Below are 25,733 nucleotides of genomic sequence, written 5' to 3' on the forward strand. Positions count from 1 at the left end.
CGTGGGAGAGTAGGTCGGTGCCAAATCTTAAAGAAAGCCTGTAAGTGAAAACTTACAGGCTTTTCTTGTTTATACAGATTTTTTTAGATTAAACATTCGCGTTAAATGCTTTGATTGCATTAGTGTTTATACAGGCTTTAAACTAGTGCAATGTTTATAGCCTTTTTCTAATTGCTGTATAATTTATAGCAGCTGTATTTATTCTTTTAGCAGCTTTTCTGAGAACTTCAGTGGTAGTTTATAGCAGTTCTTGTACTGTTATAGCAGTAGCGATGTGCCTTGGTTTCTGGTATTCTGTGCTAATTCCTTATCTTTCGGGTATATTCCTAGTTACAGCTGTATCATCTGGCGTTTAATTTGCGTTTATGTATCACATCAAGCATCAGTTTGATCCTGCTGATATTATTTCTTGCGCAAAGCTGCAGGCGACGGCATAACTGAATCAATTAGCACACAAATTATTTAATGAAACATAAACTATTATGGGTACTGCTGGTATGTTTCAGCATAAACATACAGGCACAAGACAAGAAAGTTAAACTTCCAGCAAACTGGTTTAACCTGGATGTTGTAGAAGATGGCTATTTCGGTATTAGTACTGAAAAAGCATATCGTGAGCTGCTAAAGGATAAAAAAGCAAAGCAGCAGATTGTGGTCGCCGTAATCGATGGGGGCGTAGACATCAACCATGAAGACCTGAAAGGGAAGATTTGGACAAATAAGAAAGAAATTCCAGGCAACGGTATTGACGATGATGGAAATGGTTATGTGGATGATGTGCATGGCTGGAATTTCATCGGCTCTAAAGCAGGGAATCTCGTGTATGATAACCTTGAGCTTGTCCGGATCTACCGAAAACTTAGTCCGAAGTACAAATCAACCACCAGCACCAAAGCCCTGGACAGCCTTGGGAAGGAAGAATTTGCCTTATACCGTAAAGTGACGGCGCAGCTTGGTAAGAAGTACGATGATGCCGATCAGAATTACCGCGTGTTGTTCGAGATCAATAAATTGTTGGATTCCGTATCTAAGGTGACCAAAAAAGCAATGCCTTCTTTGGAGGACATTGAGGCATATAAACCAGATGATCAGATTGAAGAACAGGTGAAGAAGATCATCAGGAAGGGTAGCCGAGATACTGGAGGATACCCGCAGTTCTATAAAGACGTCAAGAAGGCCTATGAAGGCACAGAAATTACGCTCAAGTATAACCTTAATCCTAAGTATGATGTTCGTGACAGCCTTGTTGGCGATGATTATGCCAATGGCCGGGACCGTAAATATGGCAATAATGATGTAATGGGCCCTCGTGCTGAACATGGTTCTCATGTCTCCGGTATCATAGCCGCCAACCGTAATAACGATTTTGGGATTAAGGGTGTAGCAGATCATGTGTTGATTATGCCCATCCGTGTTGTGCCTGAAGGTGATGAACGCGATAAGGACGTTGCAAATGGCATCCGTTATGCGGTTGACAATGGCGCCCGAATCATCAACATGAGCTTTGGTAAGAACTTCAAATGGGACAAGGCCGTTGTGGATGAAGCCATTCAATATGCAGAGCAAAAAGGTGTGCTACTGGTTCACGCAGCTGGAAATGATAACCTCAACAATGATCGTGCAGATGTTTTTCCAACGAAGTATTACGACAGTGAGGCTGCAGCAGCCTACAACAAAAAGGTAAAGAAGCCTATTGTTGATTTGTTTACACCACCTGAACGTAAAAGTCCAGGGAACAACCGCATGCCAGGACCGGATCCACGCCTGAGCAGAACGAAGATTTCCTTAACACCTCCGCTGGATACAGTAAAATTCGATCTGCCACATGCAAAAAACTGGATCGAAGTTGGTGCCAGTGCGTACAAGGAAGGCGACGAACTAAAAGCATCTTTCTCCAATTATGGCAAGCACACCGTAGATGTATTTGCTCCAGGTTTCATGATCAACTCGACAGTTCCGGGCTCTAAATATGAGGAGTTTGATGGTACCAGTATGGCTGCTCCGGTTGTATCCGGCCTGGCTGCGCTCATCATGAGCCATTATCCTGAACTCAGTGCGGTGCAGGTTAAAGATGTAATCTTGAAATCTGTACGCAAAGTAGACCGTAAAGTAAAGCATGAGGATGAAAGGGGCACTTCTGGTCGCATTTTGTTTTCAGAGCTATCCATCACCGGCGGGATTGTCAATGCTTATGACGCACTAAAGCTTGCTGCTGAGCTGAAATAGTGTTCGTACGTCGTAATTGGTAGTTGGTATTTCTAAACAAGCCACGCTTAGCTGCTCAGGTAAAAAGATGCTAAGTGCTTCTGGTACTTTTGTTTAAAATTTTAACACAATACATTCCAAAAGGTGTTTTAAGAAGAAAATCATCTTTATGGAATCTAACGGACAATCAACAATACAAGCAAGTAAATCATTCCAGGCTGACGTTTCAGCGCTTTATAAAGCATGGACGGAAGCCGAACAACTCAAACAATGGTGGAAGCCGATGGGCTTAACCTTGAGCGATGTGGAAAACGAAATCACAGAAGGTGGCAAAGTAACTTATCACTTTAAAGGTGAAGAAGGTACCTCGCTTACGATTGAAGGTACTTATCAGGAAGTTCAACCAAATGAACGTTTGGTGTATACCTGGAACTGGCAATTGCCGGATGAAAAGCTAAACAGTTCCTATAAATTGGAAGTTGTTTTTGAAGGCTCCGAAGATCAAAGCAGCATTTCCATTACCCAGAATGAAGAGGAGCAGCAGGAGTCTGTGAAACCAAAGGAATCGGCATGGGACGATCAGTTGAGCAAGTTAGCGCAGTTCCTGGAGTCAGGTGAACAGGGTGCGGGTTCAAGCGACAATACAGCGTCCGCAGGAGGCGTTTCTAATGCGCAGCAACAGGATGCCAGCAGCTCCGCTATGGATCAGGAAGGTAAACCTGATTACGGCAGTCAGAACCCTTTACAAGATCAATAGAACCTAAAACAGATACATATGAGAAAATCCCTTTATAGCCTGCTTGTTTTAGCGGCAATCGGTTTAGCAGCCTGTGGCAGCTCAGCTGAAAAAAATGATACGGCGGCTGACAGCACCATCAATGACACCGCAACATTTAACAGCACATCTACATCAGACTCACTACAACTGGTCGACAGTGCTGTAAAAGAGAGCACGGACGGTCTTACTGTTGATTCTAGTGGCGGATTAAAGCCCGTCCAATAGTTCTCAGGCATAATATATAAGAAGCCAGTCAGCATTCCTGACTGGCTTTTCTGTTTTATTAGTTTCGCGTGAGGGTGTTTACGGTTGTATGGCAATTATGGGAAACAAAAATCTATTTGATCGGTTGCTTTAGATATGAGTAATGTAGCATTAGTTGTTGGTGCCAGTGGTATAACTGGTAGCAACCTCGCAGAGAAATTAATTGCAGAAGGATGGGTGACTTACGGTCTCGCACGGAATCCAAACACAGATATTGCCGGACTTCATCCCGTACAGGCCGATCTTTTGGATGTAAATAGCCTTGAAAAAGCACTGTCAGGTGTTTCTGCTACGCATGTGTTTATTACGACCTGGATGCGAAAGGACACCGAAGTGGAGAATATTAAATTCAATAGCCTGATGGTTCGTAACCTGCTGACTGTTTTGTCGCAGAAGCAATCGGTAAAACACGTTGCGCTGGTTACTGGTCTTAAGCACTATTTGGGTCCGTTTGATGCTTATGCGAAATCGGGCACCCTGCCAGAAATACCAGTACGTGAGGAGCATCCTCGTTTAGAAATCGAGAACTTTTATTACGCGCAGGAGGATGAGGTTTATGCCGCTGCTGCACGTGACGGCTTTACCTGGAGTATCCACAGGCCGCATACGGTAATTGGGCGAGCTGTGGGCAACATGATGAACATGGGCACTACGCTTGCCGTTTACGCAAGTATTTGCAAGGAAACTGGCAGGCCTTTCCGATGGCCAGGATCTGCAGCGCAGTGGAATGGATTGTCTGATGTTACGGATGCACGCATCCTTGCGGAACAACTGCTATGGGCAGCCACCACGAAAGCAGCTGCAAATCAGGCATTCAATATCACCAACGGTGATGTTTTTCGATGGAGCTGGTTGTGGAAGGAACTGGCGGCATGGTTTGATGTAGTGCCGGCTGGATTTGACGGTGACATTCATCCCCTGGAAGCAGAAATGGCGCGGGATCATGTGCTTTGGAAGGAGATGGCTGAAAAACATGGATTGATAGAAAGCGATCTCGCGCGGCTGGCATCAGCATGGCACACTGACCTGGATCTTGGTCGCCCGATTGAAGTGATGACAGATATGTCTAAGAGCAGAAAGCTGGGCTTTACGGCTTACAAGAGCACCCGTGATTCGTTCTATGAGCTGTTTGAGACGCTAAGATCAGAACGCTTGATACCTTAACGTATTGCCGTTGCCGTTTTTTGAAAATTTTCATTGTTGAAGAATAAGAATCTGACCAAATAAACCAATGGGTATGTGTATATAACTTTCAGATTCAGCTGGAAATAAAAAAGGCTTTCACGTTTTCGTGAAAGCCTTTTCAGTGTAGCGGGGAGCAGAATCGAACTGCCGACCTCAGGGTTATGAATCCTGCGCTCTAACCATCTGAGCTACCCCGCCGGGTGGTTATTTTTTAAAGAGTTGCAAATATAGAATAAATTACTTTTCTTTAGAAACAAATAAAAAAAAATTGTTCGATTAAATTCAGGAAGAGGGACTTACAATGTCAGAAAAGAAGAAATTTACGTTAGAGTACGAGTTAAAATCGTCACCACGTATCTTATTTAGCTTCATAAGTGAACCAAATGGACTGTCTCAATGGTTCGCTGATGATGTATTGTTCCGTGATCAGGTTTACACTTTCAGCTGGGATGGCGAGGTGCAGAAAGCAAAATTGCTTAGCATTAAAGAAAACAGACTGGTAAAGTTCAAATGGCTGGAAGATGATCCGCACTGTTACTTCGAAATGGAGATTGTACAGGATGAGTTGACGAATGATGTGGCACTATCCATAACGGACTTTGCAACGGATGAGACCTTAAACGAGCGCACACAGATTTGGGATAACCAGATTACGTATCTGCACAGCGTTATCGGTGCCTGATTTTAAATCACCTTTGCGTACCTTTGCGTCTTGAAAAAGATTCATATCCTATTGATTAACGCCTTTGTAAGGCCATTCATCGTCACGTTCTTTGTGGTGATGTTTATCCTGCTGATGTTTTTTCTATTCAAGTATGTTGATGATTTGATCGGAAAGGGCTTCGAGTGGTATGTGATCCTGGAACTTATGTTCTATGCCGCTGCTGCTCAGGTTGCGATGGCACTGCCGCTGGCGGTGCTTCTATCTTCGATTATGACCTTCGGGACCCTTGGCGAGAATTACGAGCTGGTTGCCATCAAATCAGCAGGGGTGTCCCTGCAAAAAGCCATGATGCCGCTGTTCGTGGTGATCATCATGCTTTCTGTAAGTGCCTTCCTTTTCTCGGAATATATGTTGCCCAAGACGAACCTCAAGTTCGGTTCCTTACTCTGGGACATCCGTAATAAAAAACTTGCTTTCCTGATTAAAGAAGGGGTATTCAATAACAGCATCCCTGGCTACAGCATTCGTGTAGATAAGAAGTGGGATGACGGCCGTTTGGAAGGGATCATGATCTATCAGGCAAATGAGAAAAATGATATCGCCAACATCATTATGGCCAAGGAAGGCACGATGAATAAAACGCCGGACAACAACACCTTGTTGCTGAACCTTAAAGATGGGGTACGTTACGAGGAAGCCGCCGGTAAAACATCCTACTATAATCCCCGTCAGGAATTATACAGAATGCGTTTTAAGCAAACCAATGTGACTTTCGACCTGTCTAGTTTTAAGATGAATAAGACGGATCAGAACAGTTTTCGAGGGAATAATGCCATGCTGAACCTCAAAGGTTTGGTTCATAAAAAAGACTCCTTAACGAAGGAACTGGATAGTATTAATCGCTCTGCAAAAGAGAACATCGGAAGTTATTACAAGCAGAACAATTATACGAAGGGCTATACCAAGATCAAGATTAAGCCGATTATCATCAAAGGGAACATCATGAATACCATTCCTAAGAATGACCGGGCAATGGTTGCGCAAAGTGCTCTGGACATTGCCAATGCCGTTCATCAATCTGCCTTGACGCGCAAAGCGGAACACCAGGATCGGTCCATAAACCTGATCAAGATCGACATTGAATACTGGAAGAAGTATACACTTGCGACCTCCTGTATATTACTCTTTTTTATTGGCGCACCACTTGGCGCCATCATCCGAAAGGGTGGGATGGGGCTCCCTGTTGTTATGGCGGTGATCTTCTTTTTGATTTACCACATCATTTCTACGGTTTCTGAGAAGTCGGCCGTGCAGGGCAATCTGGAACCTGTGGCAGGTGCATGGATGGCCATTATACTGCTCAGTCCGCTTGCAGCCTTCCTGACCTACAAAGCAACGGTAGATTCTGCCTTGTTTGATGCAGGTTATTACAAGAGTTTAATTGTAAACCTTTTCAAGCGAAAGAATAAGGCTTCCCTATAGGGTTTGCATTATATTTTGTGGTACAAGAGTAGGGCTAAGAAGAAATGCAACACTTGTTGATTGTAGATCCCCTACACCAATAAACAGAGCTTCCTTATAGGTAATCTCAGGCTGAGGCCTGTTTGCGATGGGTTAGATTGTAGCTTAATTGAACTTTTATATCAGCGTATCTGCGGATGCAATTACACAAGAATTATCTGCATGATAAACATGAATTTTCTTCAAAAGATTGATTACTTATCTATGATATAAATTACCGTAAAATATCTTTTAAGGTTGTAACTTTGTATAGGTTCTAAATAGGGCGGGTTGGTATAACCGGCATTAGAGCTTTAAAATTCTAACAATGGACATCAAGTTAAATACGATAGAGGAAGCGGTTCAAGACTTAAAAGCTGGTAAAGTAATTATAGTTGTTGATGATGAAGATCGCGAGAATGAGGGTGACTTTGTAACAACTGCGGCGAACGCGACGCCAGAAGTAATCAATTTCATGGCTACCTATGGCAGAGGGTTAATCTGCGCAACTTTAACTGAAGAGCGTTGTGATGAGTTAAACCTGGAATTGATGGTCGGCAAGAATACCGCCGCCTACGAGACAAACTTCACTGTATCTGTTGATTTAATTGGCCATGGTTGCACAACCGGTATTTCAGCTTCTGATCGTTCTAAAACCATTAAAGCATTAATAAACCCCAATACAGATCCTAAAGAACTTGGTCGCCCTGGCCACATCTTCCCGTTAAGGGCTAAAGATGGTGGTGTATTGCGCCGTTCTGGACATACTGAGGCTTCCGTAGATTTAGCTCGCCTGGCGGGCATGGAACCTGCAGGGGTATTGGTAGAGATCATGAAAGATGATGGTGAAATGGCGCGTCTTCCAGATTTGATGAAGATTGCAGCGCAGCACCAGCTTAAGATCGTAGCGATAAAAGACCTGATTACGTATCGCTTGTCTAAAGAGAGCATGGTGATTCCAGAAGTTACGGTAAATCTGCCGACCGCTTTTGGAGATTTCAAAATGACGGCTTACACGCAAATCGATAATAACGCAACACACCTGGCTTTAAGTAAAGGCACCTGGGCGGAAGATGAGCCTGTGCTGGTACGTGTACACAGTTCATGTATGACGGGTGATATCTTTGGATCTTGCAGATGCGACTGTGGGCCTCAACTACACAAAGCGATGGAGATGATCGATCGCGAAGGTAAAGGACTTATCGTGTACATGAATCAGGAAGGTCGTGGTATCGGACTGGTTAATAAACTAAGATCATACAACCTTCAGGATGCCGGCTTTGATACGGTAGAGGCTAACATCAAACTCGGTTTTAAAGGAGATGAACGTGATTACGGCGTAGGTGCGCAGATCTTACGTGCTCAGGGCGTAACTAAAATGAAGCTGATGTCCAATAACCCGACCAAGCGTGCTGGCCTCCTTGGTTACGGACTGGAGATCGTGGAGAACATTCCAATTGAGATTGAAAGTAACGTACACAACGAACAATACTTAAGAACAAAAAGAGATAAAATGGGACACCATATCATGAAAGGGTAAGCTTACCTTTTCTTTTGTCTATCACCAAGAACAGCTTCTTTATTAAGAGGCTGTTCTTGTTTAGGGATTTCCCGGTCTGAAGTTTTGGTTGTACTGGCGCCGTTTGCCTGTGTTTGCTTTAGCTCTTTTTCTTTAGCAGCCTTTTCTTTTTCCTGCTGCAGCTTTTTGTCAGCGGCCTCTTTCTCGGCAAGTTCCTGGGCAGCTTTTTTCTGCTGGTTCCTTCTGAATTCGCCGGTTATCTTTTGCAGGAATTCTTTGAATGAATCAAATTGCTGCGTATAGATTAAGCCCAATGAGGTTACATTGTTGTTCTGGTTGTAAATGCTATTGGTGAACAAGGTCTGTCGGCTTGGTGGCTTATTGGCTAGTTTACCCACCAGGGAGCCATCTTTTCTAATCAATGCAAGCACTTCTACCTCACCGCCCACATTATCCTTGGAGAATCCAATTAGCGCCAGGTCACTGCTGCTTCGCCTGTCTACGATACCGGCGTTAAGCACTATACGGTCGTTGAAGAACTTAAAGGATGCATTCGCTTCGCTCAGGGAGCGAATGTTGATGTCGACAAAATCGAGATTTAGTGAGGATAGCACGTTGTTGAACTGGTTGAACAGCAATTCCGTGGCTGTACTTGTTACACCTGAGGTGAGCTGTTCACCAAGATCGGCACCTGTTCCTGGCGCGAAGCTTCGTCTGATGATTAAACTTAGGGCCTGCAGGTTCATGTTGTTCATGTCGTTGAAGTACGCCTGGAATTCTTCTTTGATCCCCGGGTTCGAAGGGAAGAAAATGTCCAACCGGATGTCTGGTTTCAAGAGCAATCCGGATAAGCCCATTTCTACTTCAACGAGCTTGCGGTCCGTTTCCGAACTGGTGCGGTTTGCAGCTCTGTAGAGGTCCGCTAAACTTGCCCGGAGGGAGTAAATCGCTTTGAGCTGTATTTGTGCGTTTAGCGGGTTCCCCGTCCAGCGAATACTTCCGCCTTGGCGGATGGTAAACTTCTTGTTGATGACTTCTTGTGCGGTGAAGTCGAAGTTACCAGACTCGATGATGTAGTCTCCAGACATTTCGAAGTCGCCATAGCTGTTGATTTCCAGATTCAGGTCTGCATTTCCACGGCCGCTTAGATTGCCCAGCGTCGTAAAGATGTTAGCGGTCGTGTTCGGGTCTATGGAGAGCTTGAAGCTCATGGTCAAACCTTCGAATGTGGTTGCCTTTTTCACCACCTTAGCTGTATCCTTGGGTACAAAGGTAATGAAGTCTTTGTTTGTCACCGTTTCAGAGCTATTTAGCGGCAGGTTGAAAACTGTTCCTTTCTCCGCCTTGGCGTCGATGCCAATAAACATCTTGTTGGTAGGGCCTTTAAACCTGAAGTTTCCCGAAGCAAAGGCCTGTCCGAAGTAAAGCGGATTGTCTTTGGAGGTGGTGTTTAGTGCCATGAAGTTCTGTGCATCGATGTCGATGTTCAGCTCAGGGTTACTGATGTTATTCAGATCCACCGTACCATTAGCGGTGGCAATATTGCCGTTAATGTCTCTTAAACGCAGGTCATCAACTTGTACGACGCTGTTCTCAACATCTATGGTTTGTGATATGGTGTAAGCCGTTTTCAGGTAGTTCACCGTGAGGCCACCCTTATGAAGGGTAATGCTGCCGTTGATTTCTGGTTTATCAAATGATCCCCTGATCTTGATGTCTGAGGAAATATCGCCATTAAGGTCTGAGACGAGGGTCTTCACGAAGGGCTCGAGCACAGCTAGTTTGCTTTTGTTCATGATCACATCAAGATCAATGTTCTTCTCTTCAAGATCGAGCTTGCCATCCAGCCTGAAAGTCTCCGTGTCGTTTGTGAGAATTCTGGTGTAGATGTTTGCTGCTTTCTTTGCGCCGTCGAAGGAAGAGGTGTCAACAAGACTTCCGATGTAGGTGTCGTTGAACATTAAAGAATCAATTTTCAGGCTGTCATTGATCTTCGGTGAAGCCAGCAAGCTTGATAGTCGTGTTTCGCCGTTGACCTTCCCATAGAGTTTTATGCCCAGGGTTTTGACGAATGGATTAAGGGTTTCCAGACTAAAGTTGCGAAAGCCTACCCGAAGTAGATCTGCAGGGTCTTTTGAAAGTTCTCCATCAACGCTGAGGAGTTGCGTGCCATTGGTCATATCGAAGTTTCGGATCTCCGTTTTGCCATTGGCAAAGTTGATGCGCACCTTCTCTTCAATTTTCCAGTCTTCATTGTTGATTTTAACCAGCGAAGGTAGAATGCTGATGCGCGCGGTAGTATCCCCGGCAAATTCCACCAGTCCGTTCAAATCGAGCTGATTCACGTCGTCGGCGTTGGAAAGCTTGATGTTCAAGGCCAGACTATCGTTTCGCAGGACATTGGAGATGTTGACATTCTTGATGTAAAGGCTATCGTTTAAGTCTACCCTGTCTGAGGTGATAATGGCTTGCAGCTGGTTTGTGGTGGTATTCTCATCCAGAATCAGGTTGTTTACGGTAATACCCTGGTACTTAATCTTGCGGACAAAGCCGTTGAGTGTAGCAATGTTCTGCGTGGAATTGAAATTTCCAATGAGCACCGCCTGATCTTCGATTTCCAGGCCTGGTGCCACAAGTTCGGCAATGGGTTCAAAGCGCTTGATCAATAGGTTAAACTCAAAAATCTGTGCGTTGTATTTTGTAGACGAGGTCTTTAGCGAGGGAATATAAGTCTTGGCGAGTGCCTGGTAGTACGCGGGAATGGAGTTCAGATCATATTGCCCCTTGATGCTGGCATCAAAAATGTCAGATCGAATGGAGAGTGTCCTGTCTGTACCCAGTCCTGCGGCATGAAGCTCCAGGGAGTCTACATTGTAAACCCCTTTAGGATTGGTCAGCTTGATGTGTGAAATCAATAGATTCCCTTGAATGTTGTTCAGGTTATTGCCACTGAAATTGGTGGAGAATACAGCATCAACCTTGAGTGAGTCCTTAATCAGCTTGATGGATTTCAGCTTTGCTTCCTTGAGTGTCGCATTGAAGTTAAAGACCGGTAGTGCTGGGTTTAAATCTACCGTACCATCAAAGTCCAGCTTTATGTTTTTGTCGTTAAGTTTCAGGTTACCGTCGAACAGTTTCTTGTTGAATGTGCCATTGACCACAGCATTACGGTAACGATAGTTGTTAAAATCTATGTAGTCTATTTTACCGTTGATTTTCTCTTTAAGACTTTGAATTTCGGTACCTACTCCTTCAATTTTGACGGTGGCAGTTACCCTTCCAAGAGACTTCTCGTCTAGCAAAGACCCAATGTTGAAATCGTAGCTTTTGACGTTTCCGGAATAGGAGGGAACGCCCTGGGTACTGATCTTCATGTTTACGTCGGAGACAATACGGCCGAGCTTGGTCTTGAATTCGCCGTAGGCGATAAAATCATTTTGAAAGCCGGTAAAGCGACCATTGAAGTTGATGTTGCCAAACTTTGATACGATTACCGGAATTACTTTCACCGACTTACCGGTGGTACTGCGGAACAACTCATCGAGATCCTTCTTGTTCGTACCCAGCATGTCTATCTTAAGGTCCATGTAGGTATCCTTAAGGTTCGGCAGGCCCTTAACAATAAAGTCCCCCTTGATGTAGGTGGCCTTACCCGCTTTTATGGCGAGCGCTTTCGCATTGAGGCTGGTCACCAACCCTTCGATTTGCCCATCGATGTCAAGGCTCAGGTTCATGTCTGCCAACTGCGGCGCAAAAAAGGCCACGTCTTTTGCCGATAGGTGACTTTCCTTGAAGTTGGCCTTCATTCTTACTTTGTTGAAGTAGTCATTGAAGTCGTTGAAGCTGTTGAACTTCATACGGAAGTAGTCGCGCAAGCGACTTTCATTTGTAACCAGCAATAGCTTCTTAAGTTCTATCTGATTGGAGTCTATTGTTGTAAAGGCCGTAAGGTTCTTCAGATAGAATCCGCTCCTCTCTTTAAAAGTCAGATTCTTGATGTCCGCCTGCATCAGGTGGTCCGTTGTGTTCAGTTGCTCGAAGATGCCGTTGAGACTAGTAAGGTGTACATCGTCGAAGTTGACGCCGTTTACTTTCGCCAACGACTGCTGGTTGTGGTAGCGGAAGGCAACATTGTTAAGGATAATTCTTGCAAAGGTGACTTTATAGGGCGCTTTCTTCTCCTTCTTCGGCGCTGTTGTTTCCGCCCCGGAGTCGAAGTAATTGATGATGAAGTCGAGGTTTGTCTTGCCGCTTTTATACTTTTTAAGGTAAATGGTACCATCATTTAGCTGGATGGTATTGACATCTACGATGCGCTTTTTGAAGGAAAGCTGGTTCATGTCGACCATGAACTTAGGCATATTCAATAATGTGTCTTTTTCCTGATCAAGGACAACAAGATTTTCGAGGACAACGGACTTGAAGGGTTTAAGATATAATCCCGAGACTGAAATCCTGGTATTCAGCTCTTTAGATAGGTAAGCTGCTGCCTTTTTTGCTACATACGTTTGTACCGGCTTAAACTGCAGGGAGAATAAAAGCACAGCAACCAACAGTAGAACCGATGCAATCAGCCAAAGAATTATTTTTAATAGTTTTTTGATATTTTTGTAGCTTAATAAATAAAAATCGTGTCTATAATTCTTGCTATCGAGTCTTCGTGTGATGAAACATCCGTTGCTGTCTGTAACAACGGTAAAATTACGTCCAATGTTATAGCAAACCAAACAATTCACCAAAATTATGGGGGTGTCATTCCTGAGCTTGCATCACGTGTTCACCAACAAAATATAGTGCCTGTAATCCATCAGGCCTTAGCAGATGCCAAGGTCGACAAAAAAGATATCAATGCCGTTGCTTTTACGCAGGGTCCTGGTTTATTGGGTGCTTTATTGGTGGGTGTTTCTTTTGCCAAGTCATTTGCACTGGCGCTCAATGTTCCCCTGATTTCCATTAACCACATGCAGGCGCACATCCTGGCGCACTTCATTGATGATCCTAAACCAGCCTTCCCATTCCTTTGCCTTACGGTGTCGGGTGGGCATACCCAGATTGTACTGGTGAAAGACTACTTTGACATGGAAATTGTTGGTGAAACGTTGGATGATGCCGCGGGCGAAGCCTTCGATAAAACGGCGAAGATCCTGAACCTTCCATATCCTGGAGGCCCTCTGATTGACAAACATGCGAAGCTTGGCAATCCACTGGCTTACAAGTTTCCAGTACCACAGATTAAAGACCTTGATTACAGCTTTAGCGGTTTCAAAACGGCTATTTTGTACTTTATCAGAGATCATGTTAAGGAAAATCCGGATTTTATTCCAACACATCTGGATGATATTTGCGCCTCCGTGCAGCATAGTATTGTACAGATCCTTTTAACCAAGCTCAAGAAAGCAGCCTTGCAGTACAACATCAAGGACATTGCAATCGCCGGCGGGGTCTCTGCAAACTCAGGTTTGCGTGCTGCGTTAAAGCAGATGGAAACAGAATTGGGCTGGACCACCTACATCCCGCAGTTCCAGTATTGTACGGATAATGCAGCAATGATTGCCATCGCAGCGCATTACAAGTACTTAAACAAAGATTTCGTAGGGCAGGATGTAGCGCCGCTCTCCAGAATGCCTTTTTAGAAGCGAATATTAGTATAGAGCAGGCATTACAGTCCATGAGCAATACAGCGTAGGGCCTAAAGGTCATATCGTTTTTAACTATCGCCATAGATTTCCTTACTGGTACAAAAGCAAAAGGCCCCAAATCGAATAGATGTGGGGCCTTTATTGTTTTATAGAAGATATCCAGTAAATCTTTTTTAAGAAGATCAATACAATCTTTTTAAAAAAGATTATCCGGTAAACCTTTATTCTTTTTCTTCAAGTTTCTCACCGGTAACTTCTTCTCTGATCTTTGCTTCGATCTCGTCAGATAGTTCTGGATTGTCTAACAATAGTTGTTTGACAGCATCACGACCTTGACCAAGTTTGGTGTCTCCATAAGAGAACCATGAGCCAGCTTTCTTCACGATGTTGAAATCAACACCAAGGTCAATGATCTCACCAACTTTTGAAATCCCCTGGTTGAACATGATGTCAAACTCCGCGATGCGGAAAGGTGGAGCAACTTTATTCTTTACGATCTTAACTTTAATCCTGTTACCAGATACTTCATCTGAATCTTTAATCTGGGAAGTTCTGCGGATATCTAAACGTACAGAAGCATAAAACTTCAATGCGTTACCACCAGTAGTGGTTTCCGGGTTACCGAACATCACACCAATCTTTTCACGCAACTGGTTGATGAAGATACAGCAGCATCCTGTCTTTGCAATCGTACCGGTCAGCTTGCGTAATGCCTGAGACATCAAACGTGCTTGTAAGCCCATTTTAGAATCACCCATTTCGCCTTCAATCTCCGCTTTTGGTACCAAGGCCGCTACAGAGTCAATAACGATTACGTCAATTGCACCAGAACGGATAAGGTTGTCTGCAATTTCAAGCGCCTGCTCTCCATTGTCAGGTTGAGAAATCAACAGGTTCTCTACGTCAACCCCTAATTTCTTTGCGTAAAACTTGTCGAAAGCGTGCTCTGCATCAATAAATGCTGCAACGCCACCTTTCTTTTGTGCTTCCGCTATAATATGTGTCGCTAATGTTGTTTTACCAGATGATTCCGGACCATAGATTTCAATTACACGGCCCTTAGGTACACCACCGATACCTAAAGCAATGTCCAGGCTGATAGAACCTGTAGAGATCGACTCAATTTGTTCTATTGCGGCATCGCCAAGTTTCATCACAGTACCCTTGCCATAAGACTTCTCTAACTTATCCAGGGTAAGCTGTAATGCTTTTAATTTTTCTGCGTTTGGGTTCATATTGTTAAATCCTTTGAGTAAATATAGAATATTTATTGTTTTAAAAAACAATTATTCAAAATGTTGCTGCTAATTACTTTAGCAAAAGTACAATTTATTTTAGCAATAAAAAACCTTTGACACTTAAATAATTATAATTGTTCTGCATCTAAACTAATTTTCTTAGTTGGTTTTGTAATCCGCTCATAATACCTGCACATGTGGGTGATTTCGCAGATGCTGCATTTAGGCGATCTCGCCACGCACACATATCGTCCGTGCAGAATAAGCCAATGGTGTGCGATGTATATGAGTTCCTCGGGTAAGTTCTTAACCAGGTCCTTTTCCACCGCCAGCACTGTTTTACCATTAGTTAACCCGACGCGTCGGGAAACACGGAACACATGTGTATCTACGGCCATCGCGGGTGCATTATAAACAACTGAAGCAATCACGTTTGCCGTCTTCCGACCTACACCTGAAAGCTTCTGCAGCTCCTTAACATCAGAAGGTACCTGATTGTTGAAATCGCGAACCAACATCTGCGCCATACCCACCAAGTGCTTTGCTTTGTTGTTCGGGTAACTTACACTCCTGATGTAATCAAATACAATATCCGGAGTTACATCGGCCAGCGCACGGGCATCCGGAAAGCGTTGGAACAGGGCTGGCGTAACCTGGTTAATCCGCTTGTCTGTGCACTGCGCCGAGAGTATAACGGCTACGAGCAGCTGATAAGGATTGTTATAATGGAGTTCAGTTTCGGCATCGGGCTGCTTAGCGGCAAAGTGCGTCACAAACTGCTGATACCTTTCTTTTTTAAGCATAGGCAAATATAAATACTAAGCGCGTCTGTAAGTATAAGACAGGGAATATTACCACGCTTAAACAAACACCAGCATGCATGGTTTGCAACTGCTCGCTTAAAAAGCCTAAAAACAAAAAAGCTGCCTTTAGGGCAGCTTCAGTTCTTAAAGGCTGGTTTTTGAATAAGCCAGGATGCGGTCTATAAGTTCATCGGAGGGTGTGTAGAACAACTTGTCCAGTTCCGGCTTTAGACTTTCATAAATTTTTACATCTGATTCATCCATATCATGTGCATTACACGTTTCCTGTGATTGATGTAAAATGTTTACACAATTCGTTGTAGTAAAGGTTTTTATCATAAGCATCAAATTGTTTTTAAGTTTTATATCAAAACGCAACAACTCAACATTTATTTTACCCTCAGTGTTAAAAAATTGTGTATTTATGAATTAAGTCACTTCCTTAACTTTCATCATTTTTCTCAGGTTGCTTAAGGCGTACCTCATACGGCCCAACGCTGTGTTTATGCTTACCTCTGTAAGGTCTGCAATCTCTTTAAAACTCAGATCGGCATAGTGGCGCATAATCAGCACCTCCTTTTGTTCATCCGGCAGCAAATGGATCATTGCACGTAAGTCTGCATGTGTTTGTTCACGCAACAAACGATCTTCCGCACTCTCTTCGTTAACCTGCAGCAGACTTAAAATGTCCGTTCCATCTGCGCTGGTAATTACCGGCGTACGTTTTTCTTTTCTAAAATAATCGATTACCAGGTTATGTGCGATGCGCAATACCCAGGGTAAGAATTTACCTTCTTCATTATAACGACCGGAGCGAAGTGTGTTGATAACCTTGATAAAGGTATCCTGAAAAATATCTTCTGCGAGATATTGGTCCTTAACCAACAAATAAATAGAAGTGTATATTTTGGTTTTGTGTCTTCGTAAAAGTTCCTCCAACACTGATTCATCACCGTTAAGGTATAACTTCACTAAATCCTGGTCACTGTTTAACTGTAACTTCATAGGAGCTTTCATACTAAATTCCTTGCTTTTGCTAAAAAATATTTAGTAGAGTTTTAATCTATAGCGTTTCTCCTTATTGGGTTTATGATGGGTTTACAATTTATTGTGTTATGCTTTTTCAAAAGAAGCATTTTTTTTCCACAATATCGCCAAAGAAGTGTTAAAAAATGCTAAATGTTCAAGTTCGGGCCAGTTTATTGCGAGCCTGCAAAAAAACTTAATTTAAGTTAATTGGGTTATATTTGCAATCATCCAGGAGAGATAAATGAGTAAAGAACTAGAGAAAGATCCACATAGAAATATTATCATCAAAGGGGCCAGGGTGCACAACCTCAAAAACATCGATGTCGCCATCCCCAAAAACAAACTTGTTGTGATAACTGGTATGTCCGGGTCTGGAAAATCATCACTGGCATTTGACACCCTTTACGCTGAAGGTCAGCGCCGTTACGTCGAAAGCCTTTCATCCTATGCCCGCCAGTTCATGGGCCGCATGAATAAACCCGATGTAGATTACATCAAAGGCATTGCACCAGCAATCGCCATCGAACAAAAAGTCATTACCTCAAACCCACGGTCAACGGTTGGCACTTCAACAGAAATATACGACTACCTCAAGCTGCTGTTTTCCCGTATCGGAAAAACATATTCTCCGGAGTCGGGTGAAATTGTAAGAAAGGATACGGTGTCAACCGTGGTCGACTTCATCACCAAGCTTGGGAATGATGCTGTAGCCACCGTTTTCTGCCCTTTGCATCCACATAATAATAGGTCGATAAAAGAAGAGCTTGCAGTGCTTTTGCAGAAAGGGTTCCTCCGGGTGTACCTGAATGACAAGCTGTATAAAATTGAAGCCATCCTTGAGGATGAAAGTTTCAAAGACCGTGAGCTTACAGATACAGAAACCGTGAAGATCTTAATCGATCGCATCGTCGTTAGTGATGATGAAGAAACGCTCAGCCGGATTGCGGACTCGGTACAAACTGCTTTTTTCGAAGGCAAAGGTGACTGCTTCGTGGAACACGAAAATAAAGTTAATCACTTTTGTGACCGCTTTGAGCTTGATGGCATTCGCTTCGAAGAACCTACACCAAACTTTTTCAGTTTTAACAACCCTTACGGTGCCTGCAAAAGGTGCGAGGGTTACGGAAATGTGATCGGCATTGATGAAGATCTGGTTATTCCAGATAAGAGTAAAAGCGTGTATGACAATGCCATTGCGCCATGGCGCGGTGAAAAAATGCGCGAGTGGGTCAATAAACTTATCCAACATGCAGATAAGTTCAACTTCCCCATCCACCGTTCGTACAGCGAGCTTACGGAAAAACAACAGCAGCTACTGTGGACCGGAAACAAATACTTCGAAGGCCTGGATGCCTTCTTCAAAGAACTCGAATCCCATACTTACAAAATACAATACCGCGTAATGCTTTCGCGTTACCGCGGAAAAACAGTTTGTCCGGATTGTAAAGGTACACGCCTTAGAAAAGATGCTTCCTATGTTAAAATCGGCGGTAAATCTATTCTCGATGTGGTGCTTATGCCTTTATCAACCATTCAGTCCTTCTTTGATAAGCTCGAACTTTCCGATACCGATAAAAAGATCTCCAAAAGAATTCTTTCCGAGATTGTGAACCGCATTTTGTACCTGAACAACGTGGGATTGGGCTATTTAACCTTGAACCGTTTGTCAAATACGCTTTCCGGTGGGGAGTCTCAGCGTATCAATCTGGCAACCTCCCTCGGCAGTAGTCTGGTGGGTTCTATTTACGTACTTGATGAGCCGAGTATTGGTTTACACCCGAGGGATACCAACAAACTGATCGAAGTGCTGCTTTCCCTCAGAGATGTAGGTAACACCGTACTCGTTGTAGAACACGAGGAGGAGATGATGAAGGCGGCCGATCACATCATCGATATCGGACCGGAAGCAGGTACGCATGGCGGAAATCTTGTTTTCAGCGGGGCCTACAAAGAAATCATCAAGGATAAAAAAAGCCTTACCGGTAAATACCTTTCTGGAGCAGAAAGCATTGCCATTCCAGGCATGCGCCGTAAATGGCAGGACCACATCCTGATTAAGGGTGCCAGGGAAAACAATCTGAAAAACATAGACGTGAAGTTCCCACTGGGCGTCTTTACTGTTGTGAGTGGCGTGTCCGGATCGGGAAAAACAAGTCTGGTCAAAAAGATTCTGTACCCGGCTTTGCAGAAAGCGATCGGGAACTATGCAGGTGAGCAAACCGGTGCTTACGATGGTATTTTCGGGAACACCGACCTGGTTAGCCAGGTGGAGCTTGTAGACCAGAACCCAATCGGAAGATCTTCAAGATCAAATCCCGTTACTTATGTAAAGGCATGGGACGATATCAGAGCCCTATTTGCCGCATTACCGGCATCCAAAGCAGCTGGCTTAAAACCTGCGGCATATTCCTTCAACGTAGAGGGCGGCCGCTGTGACGTATGTTTAGGCGAAGGTGAAGTGAAGATCGAAATGCAGTTCATGGCCGATATTTATTTGCCTTGCGAAGCCTGCGGAGGCAGGAGGTTCAAACAGCAAGTGCTGGATGTCACTTACCAAGACAAGAACGTCTCCGACATCCTGGATTTCACCATAGACGAGGCGCTGGACTTCTTTAAAAATGAGCAGAAGATCATCAATAAGTTGCAACCGCTGGTTGATGTCGGACTGGGTTACGTACATCTTGGCCAGTCGTCAAATACCCTTTCCGGGGGTGAAGCGCAGCGTATCAAACTTGCTTCATTCCTCATCAAAGGGAACAATGCCAGCAAGACCATGTTCATTTTTGATGAGCCAACAACGGGGCTTCACTTCCATGACATCAAGAAGCTGCTTGTCGCTTTAAACACACTGATAGAGCAAGGCAATACAATCCTGGTCATTGAACACAATATGGACATGATCAAGTCGGCAGACTGGGTGATAGACATTGGTCCGGAAGGTGGTGATCAGGGCGGTAACCTCGTTTTTGAAGGTACCCCAGAGGCACTCATCAAGCACAAAGGATCCTACACGGGTAAGTATCTGACCGAGCATCTTAAATAATAGTATCTTCGGCCATGCTTGTTTTAACGCTTTTATTGGGAATAGTATGCAATGCTGTGGGTTATATTCCTCCGGGAAACATCAACCTCACCGCCGCGCAGATCGCGCTCAACAAGGGGTTAAAACAAGCATACTACTTTATCATTTCCTTCTCCATTGTGGAGATGCTGTTCACCTTCGTGATCATGCGTTTTGTGGAATGGTTTGCAAGCAGCATGGAGCTGGACCGCATCATAGACATCGCCATGATCGTCGTGTTCCTGGTGCTCGGTTTCATCACCTGGCGCTCCAGGAAAGAGATGCCGAAAACAGATACCTCCAATAAAGACAGCGTACGTTATGGCATCCTTCTAGGCGTGCTGAACCCCATGCAGGTGCCTTACTGGTTGTTCCTCGGTACTTACCTGATTTCACACGACTGGATCAATACTGGCACACTTTCACTCAGCATCTTCAGCATTGGTTCCGGTATAGGAGCAGGCATTGTTCTCTATGGATTCGCAAGGTTTGCGAAGTACATTCAGGAGAAGTTTACCTTAAGCAGTTACGTGATCAATAAATCCATCGCCATCCTGTTTTTTGCATTATCGGCATACCACCTCATTAAGGTCGTCTACGAGCAAATCATAAAAGTCTAGCTTATTTGTTTTTCAGAAATTCCAGGTTCCAGATCTTTTCCGCCCGGCGACCAATAACCCAGAACGAGGCTGCCAGTACACAAAAGAACAGTGCTTTGTGCCAGCTGTCCCAGAAATATTCGAAGTACCTGGTGTATAGGTTTAGAAACAGGAAGGTGATGCCAAATTCTCTGGCAATATCATCGCGGTACTTCAGGCCAACAAAGATGCTGATGGCACATACTGCAGCCGAAATGATTGCCCAATAGAACATATCGAGTTGCCTAACAGCTGCCCATTCTTCCAGGTCGCCGTAATTACCAAACACCGAAAGCAGCCAAAGCGAGACAAACAGGTAAATCATGCCGCAGATGTACGTTGTGGGCTGGAAGAACTCAAATGCTTTTACCTTACGTAACAGCAAAGCTGCGGCGGTGACCACGAAGCCAAACACCACAAATCGCAAAGGATAGTTCATGCCGGCAAAATACATGTCCCAGCGGGAGAGGTACCCGGTTTCTGTCCCATACCAGGCACCCAGTGAAATCAGCACAAAGATCCAGATTAGTCGCGACCGGAAAACGAAGGCAAGGCAGCCATAAACAAATACCGAAAACAGGATCAGTAGTGGGTAGTTCGAATCACCCTTGCCAAGGCTTTTCCCGAGGTAGGCAATGGCATTTGCCGTTAGCATCACTGCGGAGAAAATCATGGCATCATTGCTGAAAACCTGCGAAGTATGACTCTTCTTACGCTTAAAACTAAAGTAGTAGAGAATACCAGCGGCACCGGCAGAGAGCAGGCTGATCAGAATATCAGGCGTCTCATATAACTTTTCTAAGTAAATCAGGATGTCTTTGTCTATCAACAAGGCGCCCAGGGAAATTACCCCACAGGCCATAGCGATCCAGAAAGAATACTGCGCAAGGCGTCGCCAGTCGAACGACTTGGCTTCATAGCTGTTCTTTAGGCGTCTGACATCCTCTTCAGTAAGCAGCCGTTCCGCTTTCCAGTGATCGAGCATTTCGTCTAGGAACTCACTTTTCTCCTGGTCTATTTTCATGCTAAAAGGTAAATTTTTGCGGCAGCGTAAGACATCCGCGAAGCGTTAATTTGATCTCTTTGTACAATAATAAGAATTCTATTTCAGGAGCTCCGGAATCTTTTTGTGATTTCCAACGATCCAGACGATGTCTTCATTTTCAAACACCAGATTAGAATCGGGGTTCAGGATTCGGATACCTTTGCGTTCTATCCCCACCACGAGGCCCTGTGATTTCTCGCGGATACCAGAATCGCGAATGGTTTGCTGGTAAATGGGCGACTGACTATTGATCACAACCTTTTGCAGGGTCATCTCATTTTTAGGAAAATCATGCTCTTCATGGGGATCGCCCTGACCTTCGAACAATGGCTTTACCGTTGCAAGTTGATCGTCACTGCCGATGATGAGCACCTTATCATGTGGATATAACCGCTCATCACGGCTTGGCGTCGGAATCATACGTTTTCCCCTTTCAATGAGTGCGATGTTAATCCCATACTTCTCGCGCACGGCGAGATCAACCAGGGTTTGTCCAACAAGCACCGAATCCGGAGAAACAATAAGTTCCGTTAAGTGCGTGTCCCATGGCAAAATCTCTGGTTGCGCATGTTGTGCCTGCCTGGCATTCAGGTTGCCCAAAAACCGGTTCTCCAATCTGTCATAAAAGCTTTGCAGCTTTCTGGAAAATACAAATATGCCCGCTATGATTATGGCTATGGCAATCAGTGTGGCCACAAAGGTATCATAGAACTGGAAGATCAGGAAAGCCACGAAGAAGGTGCCCAATCCAATCCGGAGGACTTCAAGCGCAATGAGCGGTCCACGGGTGTATTTCTTATTCAGCCATAAGTGGGAGTAGGCCGTACGTTGCATCCTTCTAATCGAAAGTGCCCATATAAATGGTGCCATCAGAATTAAGGTTAAGATCAAACTGATGATGATGCCTCTGTCGCCATTAATAATGTGCTCGGTAATGAAAGGCTGTAAATACCTGGAACCTAAAAATACCAGTGCCACAAGAATTACCGAGTGTATAACCGTATTGGTAATGTACGCGCGCAGGAGAATCTTCCAGTCGCTCAGGGTTGTAATACCTGCCGTGGAACTACTGTAACGTTGCAATGCTGCTACCCATTTCTTTGGTAGTGTACGCTCCAGAAACAGATAGAAGGGCTCGGAAGCCTTGATCAGGTATGGTGTCGTAAAGGTGGTAATAGCCGACACCGCAACTGCAATCGGGTAGAGGAAGTCGCTGGTTACCTTCAGCGATACGCCAAGTGTGGCTATGATAAAGGAAAACTCCCCGATTTGTGCAAGGCTCATACCCGTTTGTACGGCTGTTTTAAGCGGTTGCCCGGATATCAGCGCACCCAGACCAGAGCTCAGGAATTTACCCAAGATGGTCGCAAGGGTAATGATCAGCACAGGTACAGCATAGTCAATTAAGATGCGCGGGTCGATCAGCATACCCACAGAAACAAAGAATATCGCAGCAAACAGATCTTTTACAGATTTGGTAAGGTGCTCAATGTGTTCCGCCTGTGTGGTTTCTGCCAGTATGGACCCCATGATAAAGGCACCCAGCGCAGCAGAGAAGCCCACCTTAACGGCAATTAGAACCATAAGCAGACAGAGTGCGATGGCAACGATGAGCATGGTTTCATCATTCATCAGCTTCCTGGTTTTCTTCAGGAAAGTAGGGATCAGGAAGATACCGGCGATGAACCAGAGCACCAGAAAGAAGCAAAGCTTCAGAATGGAGGTAAGCATTTCCACACCGGCAAACTGCTGGCTCACCGCGAGTGTAGATAGCAAAACCAACAGCAAAATGGCCACAAGATCTTCTACAATGAGCACCCCGAAAACCAGCCCTGCAAATTTCTTGTGTTTAACATTGAGCTCCTCAAAAGCCCTGATGATGATTGTCGTGGACGAAACGGAAAGTATACCGCCGAGAAAGATGCTGTCCATGGTAGACCAGCCCATGGCTAGCCCGGCAACGAAACCGATGAGCAACATGGAAACGACTTCCACAACTGCAGTAATGGAAGCGGAACCCCCGACTTTCACCAGCTTCTTAAAACTAAATTCAAGTCCCAAACTAAACAACAGGAAGATTACCCCGATTTCTGCCCAAATGTGGATGCTTTCATTATCGGTAACGGTTGGAATAAATTTTATGTGCGGACCAACAAGCAGTCCGGCCAGAATGTAGCCCAGAACAAGCGGCTGCTTAATTTTCTTGAACAAGAGTGTCGTTACACCAGCAGCAGCAAGGATTAAGGCAAGATCGATGATTAAGACTGGGAGATGGCTCATAAAAAGATTGCAGTTTGGCCTAATATAAGGAAAATGCGAGCTTTTTTGATCGGGAAAAGGCGCCCTTGACCTTAATTCGACATTTTATTGAAAAAAGCGAGGGTGTCTTCTTTATCCTGTTGCAGTTGGACCTTCAATGCTTCAAGTCCTGTAAACTTAACATCATGGCGCAAAAATTCCATGAAAGTCATCGTGATATCCTGTCCATAAATCTCCTGGCTGAAGTCGAAGATGTTCACTTCAATATTGCGCGTCATGCCGTTAATGGTCGGTCGCTGTCCGATATATGCCATGCCTTTGAAGCTACCTTCGTTAAGGTCTACCGTTACCGCATAGATGCCATCCGCCGGAATAAGTTTATAACTCTCTTCAACAAAGATGTTGGCGGTTGGAAAACCAATGGTCCGCCCGATCTTGTCTCCTTTAATAACCCTTCCTTTAAGGCTAAAGTGATAACCGAGGTAGGTTGCGGCGAGGGCAACATCACCGCTCAGCAACGCCCTGCGAATCTGGGTTGAAGAAACGGCAACATCATGAATGTCCTGCTCTGGTATCTCTTCCACATCAAAGCCCTGCACTTTGCCCGCATTTATCAAATCTTCCATGCAGCCTTTGCGATCCTTTCCAAAGCGATGGTCGTAGCCCACGATAATGTGTTTAACGCCGATGGTGTCAACCAGCACCTGGTTGATGTACTCGTCTGGACTCAAATTGGAAAAATCCCGGGTAAAAGGGGTAATGATCAGGTGGTTTACGCCCAGAGATTCCAGGATTGCAGCTTTTTCATTAATGGTATTAATCATCTTTAGCTCCTGGTTCTCAGGATCAATAATCAGACGGGGATGCGGAAAGAACGTTAAAATAACCGTCTCTCCACCTGTTGCATTTGCGGTCTCCACCAAACGGCTTACGATCTTGCGGTGCCCAAAATGCACGCCGTCGAAAGTACCTATCGTAACAACAGCGTTTTCTAACTTCTTGAAATCGGATAAATGATGATATATTTTCAAAGCTTGATGTTTAATGTAAGGCATGTTTTTTTACTACACCGCCTTTGAGGTCTGCAATCTGTTGTTGCACCACAAATGCATCAGCATCAATCTGTCTGATGGCGGTTTGCAATTTGCTCATCTCAATTTTCGTGACAATCGTGTAAACAATATCAATGTCTTTTTTAACGCCATAACCACCTGCACCTTTGTAAATGGTCACACCACGTTTCATATCGTTGATGATGAACGACTTAATCTCTTCGTTTTTATCGGAAATGATGGTCACACCGGTGTATTGCTCAATGCCATTAACAATATAGTCGATGGTGTTGGAGGCGGATAGATAGGTAAGAATGGCGTACAAAGCCGTCTCAATGTTAATAAGCGCGGCGGCAAAGCAGAATATGAGAATGTTCAGCATCAAGATGATGTTCCCGACAGTAAGCACACTTTTTCTGCTGATGTATAGTGCAAGGACTTCCGTTCCATCGATTACACAGCCACCCCGCATGGCCAATCCAATGCCGGCACCCAGAAACAGACCACCAAAAAAGGCGATCAGCAATTTATCATGGGTGATGGGTTCAAATGGTGCAACAACCAGCATAATGGATAATAGAACGATGGCTGCAGTGGTTTTAATTGCGAATGACTTGCCAATCTGATGATAGCCGAGAATCACAAATGGAATATTGATTAATACGATCAGGTAGTGCAGTTTAAAGCTTGTCAGCGTGGTCACCAGCAGGGAAATACCTGTTACACCCCCGTCAATGAAGCCGTTCGGCATCAAGAAGCTTTTCAGTCCAAAGCAGGCTGATGTGACACCTCCTCCAATAAACAATATCTCCTTGATCAGATGGAAATACTTGCTTTCTGCATGATTAGGCATT

Annotated in this window: 18 protein-coding genes and 1 tRNA gene; 10 read left to right on the top strand and 9 right to left on the bottom strand. The window is 44.4% G+C overall.

Annotated features, from left to right (window positions below; all coding sequences use genetic code 11):
* Window positions 1-465: 465 nt before the first annotated feature.
* The 4 genes from IEW69_RS00005 to IEW69_RS00020 all read left to right on the top strand — a co-directional run bounded on the left by IEW69_RS00005 (window position 466) and on the right by IEW69_RS00020 (window position 4,411).
* Window positions 466-2,226, top strand: a complete 1,761-nt coding sequence (locus IEW69_RS00005; RefSeq protein WP_188624770.1) for a S8 family peptidase — start codon at window positions 466-468, stop codon at window positions 2,224-2,226.
* A gap of 148 nt (window positions 2,227-2,374) precedes the next feature.
* Complete coding sequence (locus IEW69_RS00010) at window positions 2,375-2,962, top strand: SRPBCC family protein (protein WP_188624771.1); 588 nt, start codon at window positions 2,375-2,377, stop codon at window positions 2,960-2,962.
* An 18-nt stretch (window positions 2,963-2,980) separates the two neighbouring features.
* Window positions 2,981-3,208, top strand: a complete 228-nt coding sequence (locus IEW69_RS00015; protein WP_188624772.1) for a hypothetical protein — start codon at window positions 2,981-2,983, stop codon at window positions 3,206-3,208.
* Between the two features lie 135 nt (window positions 3,209-3,343).
* A complete protein-coding gene (locus tag IEW69_RS00020) occupies window positions 3,344-4,411 on the top strand; it encodes an SDR family oxidoreductase (protein WP_188624773.1) in 1,068 nt (355 codons plus the stop codon).
* Window positions 4,412-4,556: 145 nt separating this feature from the next.
* Here IEW69_RS00020 and IEW69_RS00025 read toward each other — a convergent pair.
* Window positions 4,557-4,630, bottom strand: a tRNA-Met gene (locus IEW69_RS00025).
* A gap of 103 nt (window positions 4,631-4,733) precedes the next feature.
* Here IEW69_RS00025 and IEW69_RS00030 point away from each other — a divergent pair.
* The 3 genes from IEW69_RS00030 to IEW69_RS00040 all read left to right on the top strand — a co-directional run bounded on the left by IEW69_RS00030 (window position 4,734) and on the right by IEW69_RS00040 (window position 8,136).
* Window positions 4,734-5,114, top strand: a complete 381-nt coding sequence (locus tag IEW69_RS00030; protein ID WP_188624774.1) for an START-like domain-containing protein — start codon at window positions 4,734-4,736, stop codon at window positions 5,112-5,114.
* A 30-nt stretch (window positions 5,115-5,144) separates the two neighbouring features.
* The gene (locus IEW69_RS00035; protein ID WP_188624775.1) at window positions 5,145-6,578 is read left to right on the top strand and encodes an LptF/LptG family permease; all 1,434 of its coding nucleotides are present in this window, start codon (window positions 5,145-5,147) and stop codon (window positions 6,576-6,578) included.
* A gap of 346 nt (window positions 6,579-6,924) precedes the next feature.
* A complete protein-coding gene (locus tag IEW69_RS00040) occupies window positions 6,925-8,136 on the top strand; it encodes a bifunctional 3,4-dihydroxy-2-butanone-4-phosphate synthase/GTP cyclohydrolase II (protein ID WP_188624776.1) in 1,212 nt (403 codons plus the stop codon).
* 2 nt (window positions 8,137-8,138) lie between these two features.
* Here the strand turns inward: IEW69_RS00040 and IEW69_RS00045 are convergent, their stop codons facing one another.
* Entirely contained in the window at window positions 8,139-12,659 is a 4,521-nt protein-coding gene (locus IEW69_RS00045; protein WP_229663467.1) for a translocation/assembly module TamB domain-containing protein, read from the bottom strand.
* 87 nt (window positions 12,660-12,746) lie between these two features.
* On the opposite strand from IEW69_RS00045, the gene tsaD reads away from it, so the two are divergent.
* On the top strand, window positions 12,747-13,748 hold the full coding sequence (tsaD, locus tag IEW69_RS00050) for a tRNA (adenosine(37)-N6)-threonylcarbamoyltransferase complex transferase subunit TsaD (protein WP_188624777.1): 1,002 nt from the start codon (window positions 12,747-12,749) through the stop codon (window positions 13,746-13,748).
* A 227-nt stretch (window positions 13,749-13,975) separates the two neighbouring features.
* On the opposite strand, the gene recA is transcribed toward tsaD, so the two are convergent.
* The 3 genes from recA to IEW69_RS00065 all read right to left on the bottom strand — a co-directional run bounded on the left by recA (window position 13,976) and on the right by IEW69_RS00065 (window position 16,800).
* Entirely contained in the window at window positions 13,976-14,989 is a 1,014-nt protein-coding gene (recA, locus tag IEW69_RS00055; protein WP_188624778.1) for a recombinase RecA, read from the bottom strand.
* A 131-nt stretch (window positions 14,990-15,120) separates the two neighbouring features.
* Window positions 15,121-15,795, bottom strand: a complete 675-nt coding sequence (gene nth, locus IEW69_RS00060) for an endonuclease III (RefSeq protein WP_188624779.1) — start codon at window positions 15,793-15,795, stop codon at window positions 15,121-15,123.
* Between the two features lie 429 nt (window positions 15,796-16,224).
* On the bottom strand, window positions 16,225-16,800 hold the full coding sequence (locus IEW69_RS00065) for an RNA polymerase sigma factor (RefSeq protein WP_188624780.1): 576 nt from the start codon (window positions 16,798-16,800) through the stop codon (window positions 16,225-16,227).
* Window positions 16,801-17,065: 265 nt separating this feature from the next.
* Here IEW69_RS00065 and uvrA point away from each other — a divergent pair, with 265 nt between their 5' ends.
* Window positions 17,066-19,867: an excinuclease ABC subunit UvrA gene (gene uvrA / locus IEW69_RS00070; protein WP_188624781.1), complete on the top strand. Its 2,802-nt coding sequence runs from the start codon at window positions 17,066-17,068 to the stop codon at window positions 19,865-19,867.
* Window positions 19,868-19,902: 35 nt separating this feature from the next.
* Entirely contained in the window at window positions 19,903-20,505 is a 603-nt protein-coding gene (locus tag IEW69_RS00075; RefSeq protein ID WP_308420541.1) for a LysE family transporter, read from the top strand.
* A 1-nt stretch (window position 20,506) separates the two neighbouring features.
* Here IEW69_RS00075 and IEW69_RS00080 read toward each other — a convergent pair whose 3' ends face one another.
* The 4 genes from IEW69_RS00080 to IEW69_RS00095 all read right to left on the bottom strand — a co-directional run bounded on the left by IEW69_RS00080 (window position 20,507) and on the right by IEW69_RS00095 (window position 25,732).
* Window positions 20,507-21,547: a DUF2157 domain-containing protein gene (locus tag IEW69_RS00080; RefSeq protein WP_188624783.1), complete on the bottom strand. Its 1,041-nt coding sequence runs from the start codon at window positions 21,545-21,547 to the stop codon at window positions 20,507-20,509.
* Window positions 21,548-21,625: 78 nt separating this feature from the next.
* Window positions 21,626-23,848: a cation:proton antiporter gene (locus IEW69_RS00085; RefSeq protein WP_188624784.1), complete on the bottom strand. Its 2,223-nt coding sequence runs from the start codon at window positions 23,846-23,848 to the stop codon at window positions 21,626-21,628.
* A 71-nt stretch (window positions 23,849-23,919) separates the two neighbouring features.
* Window positions 23,920-24,858: a bifunctional riboflavin kinase/FAD synthetase gene (locus IEW69_RS00090; protein ID WP_188624785.1), complete on the bottom strand. Its 939-nt coding sequence runs from the start codon at window positions 24,856-24,858 to the stop codon at window positions 23,920-23,922.
* A 10-nt stretch (window positions 24,859-24,868) separates the two neighbouring features.
* Window positions 24,869-25,732: a YitT family protein gene (locus IEW69_RS00095; protein ID WP_188624786.1), complete on the bottom strand. Its 864-nt coding sequence runs from the start codon at window positions 25,730-25,732 to the stop codon at window positions 24,869-24,871.
* Window position 25,733: the final 1 nt, after the last annotated feature.

The sequence above is a fragment of the Pedobacter quisquiliarum genome (genome assembly GCF_014642175.1).
In the GTDB taxonomy this organism is placed as follows: domain Bacteria; phylum Bacteroidota; class Bacteroidia; order Sphingobacteriales; family Sphingobacteriaceae; genus Pedobacter; species Pedobacter quisquiliarum.